Origin of the sequence: Siminovitchia sp. FSL W7-1587 (assembly GCF_037963795.1) — a bacterium.
Lineage (GTDB): Bacteria > Bacillota > Bacilli > Bacillales > Bacillaceae_C > Siminovitchia > Siminovitchia thermophila.
This window is the reverse complement of the sequence record NZ_CP150169.1, coordinates 2,682,914-2,698,563: the sequence shown is the minus strand read 5'-3', so window position 1 is coordinate 2,698,563 and position 15,650 is coordinate 2,682,914. Positions and strand designations below refer to the sequence as shown.

13 protein-coding genes and 2 pseudogenes are annotated in these 15,650 nt (G+C 41.7%); 7 read left to right on the top strand and 8 right to left on the bottom strand.

Annotated features, from left to right (window positions below; translation table 11 throughout):
* Positions 1-137 precede the first annotated feature (137 nt).
* Positions 138-683 carry a hypothetical protein gene (locus NST31_RS12640; RefSeq protein ID WP_339160972.1) on the bottom strand — a complete coding sequence of 182 codons (546 nt, stop codon included), beginning with the start codon at positions 681-683 and terminating at the stop codon, positions 138-140.
* A gap of 185 nt (positions 684-868) precedes the next feature.
* Here NST31_RS12640 and NST31_RS12635 point away from each other — a divergent pair, with 185 nt between their 5' ends.
* From NST31_RS12635 to NST31_RS12610, 6 genes and pseudogenes are all read left to right on the top strand, one after another.
* Positions 869-1,141: a hypothetical protein gene (locus tag NST31_RS12635; RefSeq protein WP_339160969.1), complete on the top strand. Its 273-nt coding sequence runs from the start codon at positions 869-871 to the stop codon at positions 1,139-1,141.
* A gap of 434 nt (positions 1,142-1,575) precedes the next feature.
* Entirely contained in the window at positions 1,576-2,595 is a 1,020-nt protein-coding gene (locus tag NST31_RS12630) for a DUF1646 family protein (RefSeq protein ID WP_339160967.1), read from the top strand.
* Positions 2,596-2,889: 294 nt separating this feature from the next.
* Positions 2,890-3,466, top strand: a pseudogene (locus NST31_RS12625) (arginase family protein); the annotation flags it as partial.
* Positions 3,467-4,493: 1,027 nt separating this feature from the next.
* Positions 4,494-4,706 carry a hypothetical protein gene (locus NST31_RS12620; protein ID WP_077109700.1) on the top strand — a complete coding sequence of 71 codons (213 nt, stop codon included), beginning with the start codon at positions 4,494-4,496 and terminating at the stop codon, positions 4,704-4,706.
* Between the two features lie 38 nt (positions 4,707-4,744).
* On the top strand, positions 4,745-5,422 hold the full coding sequence (locus NST31_RS12615; RefSeq protein ID WP_139345540.1) for a hypothetical protein: 678 nt from the start codon (positions 4,745-4,747) through the stop codon (positions 5,420-5,422).
* 811 nt (positions 5,423-6,233) lie between these two features.
* A pseudogene (locus NST31_RS12610) lies at positions 6,234-6,668 on the top strand (arginase family protein); the annotation flags it as partial.
* Between the two features lie 345 nt (positions 6,669-7,013).
* Here the strand turns inward: NST31_RS12610 and NST31_RS12605 are convergent.
* The 6 genes from NST31_RS12605 to NST31_RS12580 form a co-directional block, all read right to left on the bottom strand.
* Entirely contained in the window at positions 7,014-7,910 is an 897-nt protein-coding gene (locus NST31_RS12605) for a DUF1002 domain-containing protein (protein ID WP_077109703.1), read from the bottom strand.
* 10 nt (positions 7,911-7,920) lie between these two features.
* A complete protein-coding gene (locus NST31_RS12600; RefSeq protein ID WP_077109704.1) occupies positions 7,921-8,955 on the bottom strand; it encodes a SepM family pheromone-processing serine protease in 1,035 nt (344 codons plus the stop codon).
* A 231-nt stretch (positions 8,956-9,186) separates the two neighbouring features.
* The gene (locus tag NST31_RS12595) at positions 9,187-9,969 is read right to left on the bottom strand and encodes a cobalamin-binding protein (protein ID WP_077109705.1); all 783 of its coding nucleotides are present in this window, start codon (positions 9,967-9,969) and stop codon (positions 9,187-9,189) included.
* A gap of 2 nt (positions 9,970-9,971) precedes the next feature.
* Complete coding sequence (locus NST31_RS12590; RefSeq protein ID WP_077109706.1) at positions 9,972-10,430, bottom strand: nucleoside deaminase; 459 nt, start codon at positions 10,428-10,430, stop codon at positions 9,972-9,974.
* Positions 10,431-10,465: 35 nt separating this feature from the next.
* Positions 10,466-11,155 (bottom strand): phosphoribosylaminoimidazolesuccinocarboxamide synthase, encoded by a 690-nt coding sequence (locus NST31_RS12585; RefSeq protein ID WP_077109707.1) that lies wholly within the window; start codon positions 11,153-11,155, stop codon positions 10,466-10,468.
* 111 nt (positions 11,156-11,266) lie between these two features.
* The gene (locus tag NST31_RS12580; protein ID WP_077109708.1) at positions 11,267-12,169 is read right to left on the bottom strand and encodes a LysR family transcriptional regulator; all 903 of its coding nucleotides are present in this window, start codon (positions 12,167-12,169) and stop codon (positions 11,267-11,269) included.
* A gap of 168 nt (positions 12,170-12,337) precedes the next feature.
* Here NST31_RS12580 and gdhA point away from each other — a divergent pair, with 168 nt between their 5' ends.
* Positions 12,338-13,720 (top strand): NADP-specific glutamate dehydrogenase, encoded by a 1,383-nt coding sequence (gdhA, locus tag NST31_RS12575; RefSeq protein ID WP_139345542.1) that lies wholly within the window; start codon positions 12,338-12,340, stop codon positions 13,718-13,720.
* 26 nt (positions 13,721-13,746) lie between these two features.
* Here the strand turns inward: gdhA and NST31_RS12570 are convergent, their stop codons facing one another.
* Complete coding sequence (locus NST31_RS12570) at positions 13,747-15,126, bottom strand: FAD-linked oxidase C-terminal domain-containing protein (protein WP_339160962.1); 1,380 nt, start codon at positions 15,124-15,126, stop codon at positions 13,747-13,749.
* Positions 15,127-15,650 lie beyond the last annotated feature (524 nt).

The window sequence follows — 15,650 nt, the reverse complement described above, 5'->3', positions numbered from 1 at the left end:
CTTGATTTGATGCATTCTGTTTCCCCGTTCATAGGAAAATCCCTAACATGAAACAGGCAATGAGTTGGAAAGAACGACTGTTGTCGTATTTGGGCAGACGTTTCATCACACCACCCGAACTAAATACCGGAAAATGACTAAGCGATCATGTTTCTGAATCTCTTTATGAAGAAGTGGCTGGTCCAAAGCCAAATCCAGCCGTACCAAGCCGAAAACAACAAAATTCCGAACACGATCCGAATATCCGGCGAAGTTGATACGACGGGTCCGAGCAATGGAAACTGCAATCCGTATAAAACGAAGAAAATCCCGGATGCCAGTGTTAAACATGTAATCACTCCGGCAGTTAAGCGTGTATTTGTAATCAAAAAACAAAAACCGATGGCCAGACCAAGCAGCCCGGTCGTAAAAGGAAAAATCAGCAACTCGCTTGGATAGAAAAATAACATGAGAATGGTCAAGAAATAAGACAACATTCCTAGTGGCAGCGAAAAAATGGTACAAACAATAATGGGAGCTGTTGAAAGGAGGCTAATGAGACATCCCGCCCCTGGAAACAGCGCTCCGGCTGATTGAAAAGCCGCGGCAAGTCCACTAAAAAGCGCTGTCAATATAAGCTTGTGTTGAAGCGGCATATGCTTGCATGTATGGTGAACTGCTATGACATCTTCCCAGATGGACAATGATTTTCCCCCTTTTTGAAACTGATACAGTATATGACCTTCCTTTCTCGTTGATTCCTTCCCGGCAAAAGAGCCATCCCTTTTTGTATTTTCTGAATGATCCGACTTACATTATTCTATGAACCTATTATCTGAAAGGGAAGCTTTCAGTCTTGAAGCGGATATCATTATGAGCATTTTTGATAGTGTTGAGCCCGGCTTTAACTGTTCCTGCCGCAAATGCCAAGAGAACCGCCGCCCTGCCGCCACCGGCACAAAAAGTTTTTGATTATCAAATGATTAAAAAGAGAGATGTCGCCGATCTCATCAACAGAGCCGCGTGTAGCGGTACGGAAGTAGAGTGGAATGCCGTCCGGTTTATTGAATCAAAGCCCGCTTCCTGCGGATATGAATCAAAAATCCAGCCATTCCAGTTTGAAAACTACTACATACAGCCCGAAGATACCATTGATAAGTGAGTAAAGAAAAGAGAAAAGAAACTGCTGAGATAGCGAGCCGCTGTATATCAAACATCTCGCCCTGATACTCAGGCGTTGCAAAGTCGCTTGTAGCCCCAAACCAGAGAGTATGAAAAGCAATACATGATGCGTCTAGGACATAAGCAAATACGAAATAACAAAGAGTCTGGGAGAAAACGGCACCTAAATGCCCGATTCGTTCAACTAACATTCAGTAGGAGATGGAAGAAAACCTACTAAATGAAATTTCACTTTATTGTTCGTTTTTTAATCAGCTGATTTTGTTGTGTCCCAAACTCTTCTTATCTACTCATTCCTCCTTCTTTTCATAACCGCAAAAGCCTCGACACCTATTATTTTCCTCTATCACCATGATTTAATGATGTCTAATTATGCTATAATAGAAAGAAAAACAGAGAAAAGGATAGAAATATATGATTTTAGGTTTAACGATTATATTAATTCTCGTGCTATTTTTACCGTTTACAGTTCATAAAGTTGAAAAGAATTTGGAAGCCTTTTTATTTATCATGGGGCTTTTGGCTGCCGCAATCAGCCAGGTGCTTACGGGAGCCCTTTTTACAAAAGCGTTGGTGGATCCGGTACATATTACGCTGGCAGTATTAATTGCCGGCTTACTATTTAAATGGTTTCAGTCTTCGATTGAAAAAGGAATTTTGGGGATGAGCCGAGCTATCCCGGCCCGCCTTTTCATCGCTCTGGTTGTTATTATTCTTGGACTTATTTCCAGTATCATTACTGCCATTATCGCCGCAATCGTATTAGTCGTGATTGTAAGCGTGCTCCGTCTAGAAAGAAAGTCGGAAATCCGCCTCGTCATATTGGCGTGTTTCTCGATCGGTCTTGGAGCTGCTTTAACTCCAATCGGTGAGCCGTTATCAACGATTGCTGTAAGTAAATTAAACGCAGACTTTTTCTATTTGCTCCGTTTAATTGGTCCCGATGTCATTCCCGCTGTCATTTTGTTCGGCATTCTAGCAGCCATTATCGTGAATCCAAAAGGGAATGGCGAGAGCCTTGGAGCTAGCATGGAGTCTGAAAGCTACAAGGAAATCTTCATTAGAGCGTTTAAAGTGTACTTATTCGTTATGGGCTTAACATTGCTGGGTGCAGGTTTTGAGCCGTTCATCGAAAGGTATTTGCTCGGGCTGAGCCCGCAAATTTTATACTGGATCAACATGATCTCGGCAGTTTTGGATAATGCAACTTTGGCCGCGGCAGAAATCAGTCCGCAAATGTCAGATACTACTTTAATTTCCATCCTGTTGGGACTTCTAATTAGCGGCGGGATGCTGATTCCCGGAAATATACCGAACATTATCGCCGCCGGCAAATTGAACATTACGAGCAGCGAGTGGGCCCGTTTTGGCGTTCCTGTCGGATTGATTGCAATGATTTTATACTTTATTGTCATTCTCTTATTTTATGTTTAACCATAAAATATTAAACGGCTTTCGCCTGGCACTCAAGGGCTAAAGCCGTTTATTTTTGTTATCCACTTACTATTATGTTGCGGCTCTTTCTTTTTTAGCATATTCTCAGTGGCCTTTTTTAATTTTTCAAATAAAGCCCAAAATCAAAAGATATTATGTTCATTCTATTGCCTAATTACCTTTACCATCCTGTTTACCAGCACATAGTCTACTAGCCACAACTTGAATTCAAATACAAATGACGTTTACAGTTTGTCAAAATGACGTAATAGATATTATATAAACAAGAGAGGAATGAGTTACATGCTTTATGGCAATACCCCGTGTTTTTTAAATACAGAGAATATTTCCAAAAGCAAAGATATGTCGAATGTAGATGCCATAGTATATGGTATTCCGTGGGAAGGCGCCGTTACTTGGGGGGATTATACAGGATGTGAGCTTGGTCCGAAAGTTATGCGGCTTTGCTCGGCAAGATACAGCGGATAACTGCCTGAATTAGACCATATAGATGTATTTGAACATATTACATTAGGTGATATCGGTGATATCGATATCGTACCTGCTGATGTGGAAGAAACTATGGAGAGAATTACAAATTTCTCAAGCAAACTTTGGCAAAGCGATAAATTCCTTATCGGATTAGGCGGAGACCATGGTGTGACATTTCCCATTGTAAAAGCCTTAGTCGAAACGACAGGCAAAAAAGTAGGTATTATCCACATGGACGCACATTACGACAACATGCCTCATTACAATGGTGACAAATTTGCAAGATGTACCCATTTGCAAGATTGTATGAACGAACCGATGATTCCATCGATATGGTCGGTCTTAATCCGGATGTCGTAACCGGCCATCAACCTCGCGACTTCATCGTCCGAGAAGCGGTAACCAGACCACACGCACTTAAAGCGCACCCCCTCTCCATTCGGTAGCGTCATATGTACATATTCATTTTCACAGTCGTCTAGTTCGGATTTGTTGTGTTCGTTATTCGGCGGTGTCTTGGTTGGATTAAACGGTTGTAAAAACGACATTGGAGCACCCTCCTTTTCTTTATCATGGAATTCCTCAAGCAAAGCTAGGGTGGAGATCTTTTCTCGCATAAAAAACACTCGTTAAAACGCTTTGTACAAAGCATTTTTGTGTTATATTAAGCATATAGAAATCATGAAAGCTAAGTGGAGGGTAGTTCAAGAAGTCACGAGTGTTCTCGGCTAATTCATAAAAAACCTTATGTAATAGTTTTAGTATTACATAATATGTAATAATGATAATTAAAACCAAGTAGAATCTCAAGAGGTGAATGGCGGTATGTTCAGTGTTTTTAAATACATCCTGAATCTGTGGTATAGATTGTTAAAACAATAGAAATCCAGTACTATCCACACACTGAACTGCTCCCCGTCAAGGTTGTACCCATGCCGGATAACAACAAACCAGATAAATTTCATGAATTTATGAAAGAACAGATTGGCCTCCTTTTGATTAGACTATGAAATTCATTCACACAGATCCCATTTGTTTTTTATGTGTATTTTATTTTTTTTTGCACGTACATTTATAAGCCTTTATGCCTATCCATATCTATAATATATATACATATAGTCATTTTTTTACACAATTCCTTGCAATTTTTTAGGAGTTTGCTATAATATCCGGAAGAATTGTAAGTATTTTCAATCAAATCAAAAAAAGGAGACGATTGAAATAGATTTAGCACGATAGCATTTGAAGAAGGCAGAAAATTATACGTGCGGAGGCTTCATGTCAAGCGGCACGGCATTGGATCTTTATACAATTAAATGAGTATACTTGATTGCCTTTTGATACATTTGATTGCCAAATACAAATGAGGTGATCTATGGAGTAATATTTGAGGAGGAATTGATAGATTGTTTTTTAAAAAAATGACAAATGAAGAAAGAAAAAGTACTGAAAAGGCTATAAAAATAGGATTTGCTTTTTATATGGTTGCTTTATTAGCAAGTTCTATATACTCATTTATTACAAGCTCGGGATTTAATATTTCATTTATAATTTTAATGGCTGGATTGGTAGTTTTTTTTGTAAGTGATTTTATACTAAATAAATTTAAAAGACCTTGAATGCAACAAACATATTTGTATTTAAGATTATTATGAAAATGAAAAAGTTTAGTGTTTTGTTCTTAAGTTTGGTGCTTTTTCTTTCTACACTATCTATATCTAACCTAAAAGTGCAGGCACAGTCGCTAAATCAAAATCCGAATGGTGGTAAGTCAGTGTATTCTGCTATAGGAATGAGTGAAAACTCTTTGAATGACGAACTTGATCAGCTAATTAATTTATTAGAAGAAATGGACTCCAAAGGAATTGATATTATTAACTTAGAAAATAATAAGTCTGAGCAAATTGAATTATTGAGTCCTGATGCAAAAGAACTTTACTTAAAATACGAATTAGAAATTCAAAATAACGGAACAAATGAAGTTGTAGGAAATGTTTTATATTCTGAGAATTCCTCAGTGAATCCTGGAGAAATTGGAACCCTTACTAAAAAAACTAAAGTTAGAGGTATTTATATTTCTAATGCAACTGTAAAAAAATTAAATACAATTACTAATTATAGTGGAGGAATTTTTGGGGTAGCTGCCGCCCTTATTAAAATGAAACTAGGATTATCCCCTACAGCTTTAACTATGCTAATATTAGCTGTTGGTACTTTAGGGATGAAAGTTGTTAATTCATGTAATAAATATAAAAAGGGTTTTTATCTCTCAGGAGAATTTTATGGGACTATAACAATGCCTCAGGGTGTTGTCACTTGTGTCCCTAGAAAATGATTATTAGTTAGAAAAAAGATCAACCGACTTTCCAAAATAACTTTTTAAAGAGCCTTTTTTGGCTCTTTTTTATTTTGGCCTGGCGGGTAAGCGTAAAATAGCCCACACCTAGTACGTTTGTACCGCTCCCTGTCAAGTAGACAGTGAAAAAACAAAAAAATTATGCCACAGCTTGGTGCCGGTGTTCTAATGGTGCTAGGCTGCTTAATCTCTTTATCTTTTGGCATCGTTCCTCACTTTGAACCACCCGCCACTTAGCTTACGCTTGAAGTGGGGGGGGGGGTTCCTAAGAACACATTCGTAACCGAAAGTTATGGATTAGGCTATCCCTGCGGTCCCCGCAGTTAGAAGCTGTATGGCTTCGTTTTTTTCAAATTTTTACTTGCGTTAACTGGTCACCACCAGTATATCACAAGGTTATTAACAGGACGACCATCATCTTTATTGCGATTCCCAAACAAAAAAAATAACTTCTCCCACATGGGGTTGTGGGAGAAGAGAAAAGGGGTGAGCTTGACCCGTAAAGGGTAAGCGTTCTGATGCTCTAACCGATATGGTGCCGCACCGCACCGTATAGTAAACAGACACGGAACAACGCCACTAAAACACCCCCACACACACAGAACATCTAAATTCTATCATGTCTGTTCAGTTTCGTGCAAGATAAGTCGCGAGAATACCCGCTCACCCAAAATCGGGCACAAGCCTCCAGGACTTTTTACCTTTATATTCACTTATTTCGAGAGAAACGTTACAATCAAACGTTTTACCCTTCTTACTTTTCGCGGTGACCAAGACCTACCCACCGGAGGAAGGCGTTAGAAACGAAAGCCTCGTTCACACTGGAATTCATGGCCCAAGGAACAAACCGGACAGTGGAAAACTTGCCAAAGAAGCTGGTGCGGTGACAGTTACCATTAACGATATCCGCAAAAAAAATCTCATTGAAACTGCAAATGAAGTATATGAAATGGCAAGTAAAGATGTGGATGGTGTATACTTGAGCATCTGCAGCGATGTTCTTGATTTTGCATTCAACCCTGGAGGCCCGGTGGACGGCAATGGGCTTTCTTCTTATGAACTATTAACGCTTGTTCACGAGTTTACGAAAAAAGGCGTGATTGGAATGGACTTTGTTGAAGTATATCCTCAGCAAGATCCAAACCAATTTTCAGCTCACTTAGCTTCCACTATTATTTTATATGCTTTAGCCGGAAACGCCCTTAATATGCAAAATAATGGATAGGTAAAGTGGATAATCGGAATTTTTCACTTAGCTCAAGATCTTGAATCGAATCATTTTAAGTGCTACAACTTTCCATTACAAACAACATATTTGTAAGGCTTGGCAATCATGTAATACCCCGCTTTAAAGTGTGATGGACACTGTAGTGGTCATTATTTGTAGAGGTCTTGTCCTGAAAGCCTGTGATGCTGTTAAAACATTTGTCGGATAATTTTGTAAATTTTTCCAAAAACTGCATTAAGACACTCAGGTGTTCCAATGGAAAGTGGCCCCTTTCAAGATCCGGACTTTCTTGCATCGTCCATATCCTGAAAGGGGCCCTATTATTTCAAGAGCTTTTGATGTTTATTTAAATAAATTGCGGAAGAAGTCGGCTATCTTTTGGAAAAAGTTTGCGACTTTATCCCAAAATCCTTCATCGCCGACGACTTCCTCCAGCTTTCCCTTAATATCTTCCAGTTGCTTTTTTACACCGTCAAAGTCAATTTCCAGAGACCTCATTTTATCAAATAGGTCAATTAGTAATTGACGATCCTTTTCGCTTAACTCGATGTTCATCTTATTTAATTGTTCTTCGACAATTTGTTCCACATCTTCCCGTGTAGCCGGATTTTGCTCGGCGATCATTTTTTTAATTTCGGTTAACAGTTCTGTTACCTTTTCATCGTTCAGCCCTTCCTTATTAGCAAGTTCGGTGGCAAGGCTCAATTCTTCATTCGCCACTTCCATCCGATCTTTGTCAAGAACTTCACCTTTTGATTCATAAGCTTTATAAATGCCGACAAGGGCGGAATGCCCTGTTACCTTCACTGGGGAGGCAACATCCACATTGGCATTTTCGACTCCGGCGGTTAAAAGGGCGTTCGAATACATTTCACTCGTTACTTCCGTAATGTTTTCCGGTGTAACGATGGAAACAACAAGGCCATTCCCCTTTTCTTTCACGGTAATTTTTGCTGAAGAAAACATGCGGGATTTGGGATTTCCGCCAATTAAACGCGCTAAGTCCTGGGCGGTTACCGTAATTTCGTCGACATTTTCCGGGTTCGTCACTTCAAGCAGCTTGCGCACTTCATCCTTTTGTTCATTCGTCAGTGTTTCCCCATAAACAACGATCGGCACTCCCAGTTTCTCATTGATGACATCGTCTTTTTGCGCTGCTGCATTCATTTGTCCAGATAAAACAAGCACCGAACAAATCAGACCCATTATGACTGCTTTGCCAATACGTTTAAACACCATAATTCCCCTCCTAAGGTTTTGGCGGAAGTTTTTCCAAAAATTTAATGGCTTCCTCCAACGTTTCGACTGGAACAATCTTTACGTCATAGCCGTATTTCTCAGCTTCTTCCATTACAGTTTTTTCATTTGTGTCAGTCGGCTCTATATCTTTCGGACAAAAGAATATGTCGATATCCGCTTTATCAACAGCAGTGATTTTCTCACGAATGCCGCCAATTTGTCCGACCTTTCCGTCCTGACTAATCGTTCCAGTGCCGGCAATTTTATAACCTTTCGTAATATCCCTGTTTTGAAGCTGTTTATAAACTTCCAATGAGAACATCAATCCTGCGGAAGGTCCTCCTATATCACCCGCTTTTATTTTTACTTTCCTGGACGTTTCCAATTTCGTATAATCCGAAAGGACAATGCCCAGACCAGCCTTTGTTTTCGAATGTTTAAGCGGGATGAGTTCGATTTCCTCTTTTTTTTCCACCCCGTCCCTGTTCAATCCAACCGTAACTACATCTCCCGTCTCTTTCCCTTTGAGGTAAGCAAGCAAATCAGAGGACTTTCGTACAGGGAGACCATCCACTGTATGAATAATATCCCCGACTTCCAACGATCCTTTCGCTTTCGACTTTTCGTCAACCGCTTGGATAATGACCCCTTTTGGATAAATATTTACCTCTTCCCCAGCCGCTTTTAAACCGGCAACGACTGCGCTTTCCTGGGAAGAATCCATTAAATATTTAAGCCAGCGGTTGTATTCCTGATCCGTCATGTTGCCTTTTACACTCGTGGAGCGTTCAACAGCGGCATGAGGAGCGAGAAGCCCATAAGCCAAATAATAAATATTGCTCGCCTTCATTGAAAGGACTGTCGTTAAATACAGTTGTCCTTCTGCCTCTTGTTCCCCATCCTCCACAAGTACCTTCGAGCCTAGCTCCTCAACTGACCCGGGCTGGAAAATATGAAAAGGGGTGGGGACAAATAAAGAGACTATGAACAAGATCACGATGCCTGTAAGTATTCTTTTTTTTCTTGTACCTTTTGCTGGCAGCATCAATATTGATCCCTTTCTTTCTTGAAAAGAAAAAATCATTCATGTTTTATTTTACTTGAAAGCGAACGATTCTATAAAGGAAAAATGTCCTGTCCGTCCCCTTAAAGAAAATTCGAGTGGCAAAATCCGTTAGCATGAGCTTTGTTTGGTTCGTTTTTATGAAGGCAAGAGTATTTCCCCTGCTTCAAAAATACATTCACGTAAACAAGTCAATCCCCGCCATTCGGTACGTTACCGCGGCGGGGACTGACCCCACAAAGTATTCATCAGCTTGTCAAGCCCAAGCAATAGCCTGGGCGAGGGCCGGCAATACAGTGAATCTCCAAGAACATGCACGGATTGATTCTGTACTGCCTTCATCTTTTCCCATCCCGGCCGCTTTAGCAATAAATGGGGGTTTACTTTTTCTTCTTTCACCCCGACCCACACGAGACAAATATGATCCGGGTTTCTTTTCCTAACTTCTTCCCAGTCAGTCTGTACATTTGCCTCTGGTTCTGTGGCGAAAATGTTATATGCGCCAGCAAGCTCGCTTATTTCCGTTAACCAGTTTGCTCCCCCAGGAGTAAAAACAGGTTTCGGCCACCATTCCCAATAGAGGGAAGGTTTTTCATCCTTCTGTTCGGAAAATTTCCTGTAGCGGCTGACGCTCTCCCGGAAAGCGCGGGCTTTTTCGCTGCCTGTTTCTTTACAATGGAGCGCTTCGGCAACTGTTTCGATGTCACACGCAATATCCTCTAGTGTATTCGGGTTTAAGACGATATGGGGAATATTCCTTTTGTTCAGCTCGTACACATTTTTTTCCATTCCCGGCACACTGAGAGAAGCCAACACCAGGTCTGGCCGCAAGGACTCAACCTTATCCATATCAATAGTAAGATCAGGTCCTACCCGCGGCAAATCAGCCACTCGATCCGGCCAATTGGAATAATCATCAACAGCAACCAACATGTCTTCTTTCCCCAAATACCCGACTACTTCCGTATTGCTTGGACAAATGGATACAATCCGCATGATTACTCCCCTTTTTTCGCTTTCCAATAATCAAGTGGATCTTTTTCTTCACCTTTAACCGGCATATGGATCATTTTGACGGATCTTTCTTCCCGCGGCAGAGCCAGTTGATTGTATATATAGACAGATGTGCCCATGCCTGCCTGTTTGGCTTCCTCAATCGATCCGGCATAATAGACTGTGTCAATGCCCGCATAGTAAATGGCCGTCATGCACATGGGGCAGGGCTCGCCGCTCGCATACATAATCGAACCGCTTAAATCATTCGTTTGCAATTGTTCTTGAGCTTTTCGAATCGCGACAAGCTCGGCATGTCCGCTCACATCAAATTTTTTGTGCAGTTCGTTGACCCCTTCTGCAATCACTTCACCATTCCTTACAAGAACAGCCCCAAAGGGCGTGCCCCCTTCATCTACATTTTGGTTCGCCAACTCAACGGCTTTTTTCATAAATTGATCCATTTCTCCCCCTCCAATTTATCGAAATGGTACTTTATTTATTCACCGTTCAACAGCAACCGGCCAAGTTCAAGCGGCTCAATATACCGGCCGTTTTTATACGCCCGCATGTTTCCACCTGAAATTTCATCAATCAGCGTAATGTCCCCATTTTCGCCAACCTTGCCAAATTCAAATTTAATATCGTATAACTCAATTCCTTTTTCACTTAAGGCGTCCTTTACGATCCGTCCAATCTTTTCCGCAAGTCCTGTTAACTGCTTATATTCTTCATTTGTTAAAATACCCAGCATGACCAACGCATCTTCGCTGATCGGGGGATCCTGGCGCTCATCATCCTTCAATGTGACTTCAACAAATCCGTCCAATGGTTGTCCTTCCTCGGCATAGGCGCCGTACCTGCGATAAAAACTGCCTACAGCCCTATAACGGCAAATCACTTCAAGCCCTTTTCCAAATTGTTTGGCAGGCTTCACAATCATCGTATTTTCTTGCACATTTGCACTTACATAATGGGTAGGTATGCCCTTTTCCTGCAAAAGTTCAAAAAAGTACTTCGTCAAGCGAAGACCGGTTTGTCCTGCTCCTTCAATCGTCAATCCGACAGTGTTGGCTCCAGGGTCAAAAACGCCGTCTTCCCCGGTAACATCATCTTTAAACTGAAGCAAAAAATTCCCGTCTTCCAGCTCGTATACGTTTTTTGTTTTTCCTTCATATACCAGTTTCATAAGGACCCCCCATATGTTGATAAAATTTTACTCAATCTCACTTATTAATATACATGAAATAAATACGTATGTCTCATCGTATTTTTTTGATTCAACTCTTTCCTGCCGATACTAGCGATAGCCGCTCAACTTCTGGAAGAATTCTTTTAAAAATTGATGAAAAACCAATTCTGTCGGGAGCAATTTTCGGTTTTTAGGAATAATCATTCCAACAGTCCGCGTTACATGCGGCTCGGAAAGAGGAACTTTTTGCGTCGCCCGCGGCAAGCTGTCCACCAGCGTAACTTCAGGAAGCAATGTGACCCCGAGGCCGGCAGCAACAAGACCCTTGATCGCGTCGATATCCTTCCCCTCAAAAGACACCATTGGAACAAATCCGTATTGCCGGCATGCATCCTCCACAATATCCTGCAAAATATACCCCTTTGGCGACAAAATAAATGGGTCCCTGCGCAAATCCTCCAGATTAATGGAAGCTTTCGATGCCAAGGGATGACTAACATGCAGCAATGCCACGAGATCTTCAACAAATAACACTTCGCTTTTGACTCTTGTTTCTTTTTTCGGAACGGGTCCAAGCAAAGCGAGATCGACCTCCCCCAACACGACTGCTTCCACCAGATTACGATAAGAATCTTGGTAAAGTTGGATTTTGACATAAGGATGTTCTTTTCTAAATGCGGATATGATCGTAGGGAGCAAATACGCCGCCAAGCTGCTCGGAAAACCAATGCGGACGGTCCCTTTTTCCGGATCAAGGCGTTCTTCAATCTCTCTTTGGGCCTGCTCAATCAGATTCATGGCGTGTTCCATCTTTTCAAGAAACATTCGTCCAATTGCCGTCAAACGAATACTGCGACCTTCACGTATGAATAAATCAACCCCCAGCTCCGCTTCCAAGTTGACAATTTGCCTGCTTACCGCGGATTGGGCGACATGCAGCGCCTCGGCAGCTTCCGTCATATGTTCCCTTTTTGCCACCTCAATAAAATATTGAATCTGTCTTAATTCCATTCGACTATCCCCGCTCTCAAATGATTAATCTCATTTTGGCATTAAAATTATCTCATATTCATATTGTATAGATTAATTGTAAAAGATAAAATAAATTATACCAAGTTTTTTTGGACGTGGTTTTTTTTGAAAATGACATGAAAATACTGGTGAATGGGAGTGAAAACAATGGCAATGATTATGAAAATGGAAAATCATAAAGTGAAGGCGGCGAAAACTTACATTGACAATGTATACAACACTGTAAAGGAAAGAAATGCTAACGAGCCGGAATTTTTACAAGCCGTTCAAGAAATTTTCGACTCTCTTCTGCCTGTATTCGTTAAACATCCTCATTATATGGAGAATGGTATACTTGAAAGAGTCGTGGAACCGGAACGCCTGATCACATTCCGTGTGCCATGGGTTGATGACCAAGGAAAGGTGAGAGTAAACCGCGGATTCCGGGTACAATATAATAGCGCATTGGGACCGTATAAAGGCGGATTAAGATTCCATCCTTCCGTTAACGCAAGCATCATTAAATTTTTGGGATTTGAACAAATTTTTAAAAACGCCCTGACTGGCCAGGCAATTGGCGGCGGAAAAGGCGGAGCCGACTTTGATCCAAAAGGAAAATCGGATGCGGAAATCATGAGATTTACACAAAGTTTCATGACAGAGCTTAGCAAATATATCGGCTCCGATGTTGACGTTCCAGCCGGAGATATCGGTGTCGGCGCAAGAGAAATCGGCTATATGTTTGGCCAATACCGCAGAATGCGCGGTCACTTTGACGCAGGCGTCCTGACCGGTAAAGGAGTCGGATATGGCGGAAGTCTTGGACGGACTGAAGCAACTGGTTACGGTCTTGTTTACTTCGTTGAAGAAATGCTCAAAGATAAAGGCATGAGCTTTGAAAACAAAACTGTGGTCGTATCAGGATCGGGAAATGTATCCTTATACGCGATCGAAAAAGCACAGCAATTTGGCGCTAAAGTTGTTGCGTGCAGTGATTCCACCGGGTATATTTATGATCCTGAAGGCATCTGCATTGAAACACTTAAACACTTAAAAGAAGTGGAAAGATGCAGAATTTGCGAATACATTAACGAACGCCCCAATGCCCAATATTTTGAAGGCAGCGAAAATATCTGGACAATTCCTTGCGACATTGCCCTTCCATGCGCCACACAAAATGAATTGGATAAAAACGCGGCGGAAACCCTTGTGAAAAACGGGGTAAAAGCGGTCGGAGAAGGGGCAAATATGCCTTGTACACATGACGCAGCGGAAACATTCCTGAGCAATGACATCCTCTATGCGCCAGGAAAAGCATCAAACGCTGGCGGTGTGGCGGTTTCGGCACTGGAAATGGCTCAAAACAGCTCTAGAATGCCGTGGTCCTTTGAAAAAGTGGATAAAGAACTTAGAAAAATTATGACCAACATATACCAAGACAGCATAAAAGCGGCTGATGAGTATGGCATGAGCGGAAACCTTGTTGCAGGCGCCAATATAGCAGGCTTTGTAAAAGTTGCCGACGCGATGCTGTTCCAAGGTGTTATTTAATTAAAAATGCGCAGAGACTTCATTCTCTACGCATTTTTTTCATTGATTGGAAGAACCTTCCCAGGGTTTAAAATATTGTTCGGGTCTAATAACTGTTTAAAAGCAATCATGACATCCAAGGCTTCCCCATGTTCTTGTCTTTGGTATTTTAGCTTACCAAGACCCACTCCGTGTTCTCCGGTGCATGTTCCCCCCGACAGCAATGCTTTATTGACAATTTGTCTATTTAAATCTTTCGCTTTATCGATTTCCTCAAGGGAATTTGGGTCAAATAAGATCATAACATGAAAATTCCCGTCTCCCACATGACCGACGATACCGCCTTTTAATCCCAAGACATCCAGTTGGGTGTCTGCAAACTCCACATTGTCCGACAAAGCGGAGATCGGAACGCATACATCCGTCGTCATACTGGCAAGCTCACGACTGCCGTGTCGCAACGCATAATTTAACTCGTGGCGCGCTTTCCACAGCAAGGCCCGTTTAAGCGAATCCGTTTCAAACAAGAACTCAAGACAGCCCGCCTCTTCCACAATTTCTTTGACAAACTCGATATCTTCCTGATTTCCCGCCTGATTTCCGTGGAATTCAAGGAAAAGCAACGGTGCCTCGGGGTAATCGGTTTCGGAATAAGCATTCACAGCTTTGATGCTTCGGGAATCGACTAGTTCAATACGGGCGATTGGAATACCCGCAGTCAGAATGGAGACCGCCGCATCCACACTATCCCTCACCGTTTTGAAAAAACAACGGGCCGCAACAATGTTTTCCGGAATACCATGGAGCTTCAGCGCAATTTCCGTAAACACTCCGAGCGTTCCTTCCGAACCGACGAACAAACCATTTAAATGAAATCCCGATGAAGACTTTTTGGCGAGGCTCCCCGTTTGAATAACGCGACCGTCGGCAAGCACGACTTCCAGATTCAAAATTTGATCCCGCATACCCCCGTAACGAACCGTCAAAGTGCCGCTGGCATTTGTTGCGGCCATTCCGCCAATGGACGCATCCGCACCCGGATCAACAGAAAAAAACAATCCGTATTTTTTGAGCTCCTCATTTAATTGAACACGTGTAACGCCAGGCTGTACGATAGCAACCAAATCTTCCGGCCTTACTTCCACTATTGTATTCATCCGTTCAAAGTTCATCGAAATTCCTTTGTGGATTGGAATGGCCTGCCCTTCCAAACCGGAGCCGGCACCGAATGGGACGACTGGGATGTGGTGCTTATTCGCATATTCGACAATTTGAACCACATCATCTTTTGTCTCGGGAAAAACAACTACGTCCGGCTTCACAGCTTCATAATCAGACTCGTCCTTGCTGTGATGCTGTAAAAGTGTTTCATTGATCGATACTTTACTTTTTCCGATCAAATCACACATTTCTTTATATATATCCATGGCTAATCCCCCAACTTAATAAGAAAATCTGTTTTCATACAATCATATCATACAGGACGAGCCCTATTGCGAATTTTTCATACAGCCACCGCTTGTCTTTGCAGTCAAATTTCCGGGAAGGAAAGTTCTTTCGTTTTCTTTAAGATGAAATACATAGCTGAGAACGGGTTTTTAAAAAAGAGCTTTTTATCAAAGGACCTTGAAAAAACAGCTCAAAAAAGGAATTCATAGCAACACAATCCCCAATAATGCAAAAGTCATCCAGCAAGCATATCCCCATTTTTGAAGAATATTTTTTACCGCCCCATTAAAATCGGCTAACGTGTTGATGGATGATTCCAATAACAAAAATGGGCACGGGCACGCATTTACATAAAAGTCAAAAAACAACCTGTTTTAAAGCCATACAGGGAGCAATGTTAACAAGAAAGTCTCTTGGGAGAAGGCTTAGATATTTGGAGGAGCTTTCAGAAGAAATTGGCATCAAGTTGTATGCCGACACCCTCCCCGCAAGACCACCATCA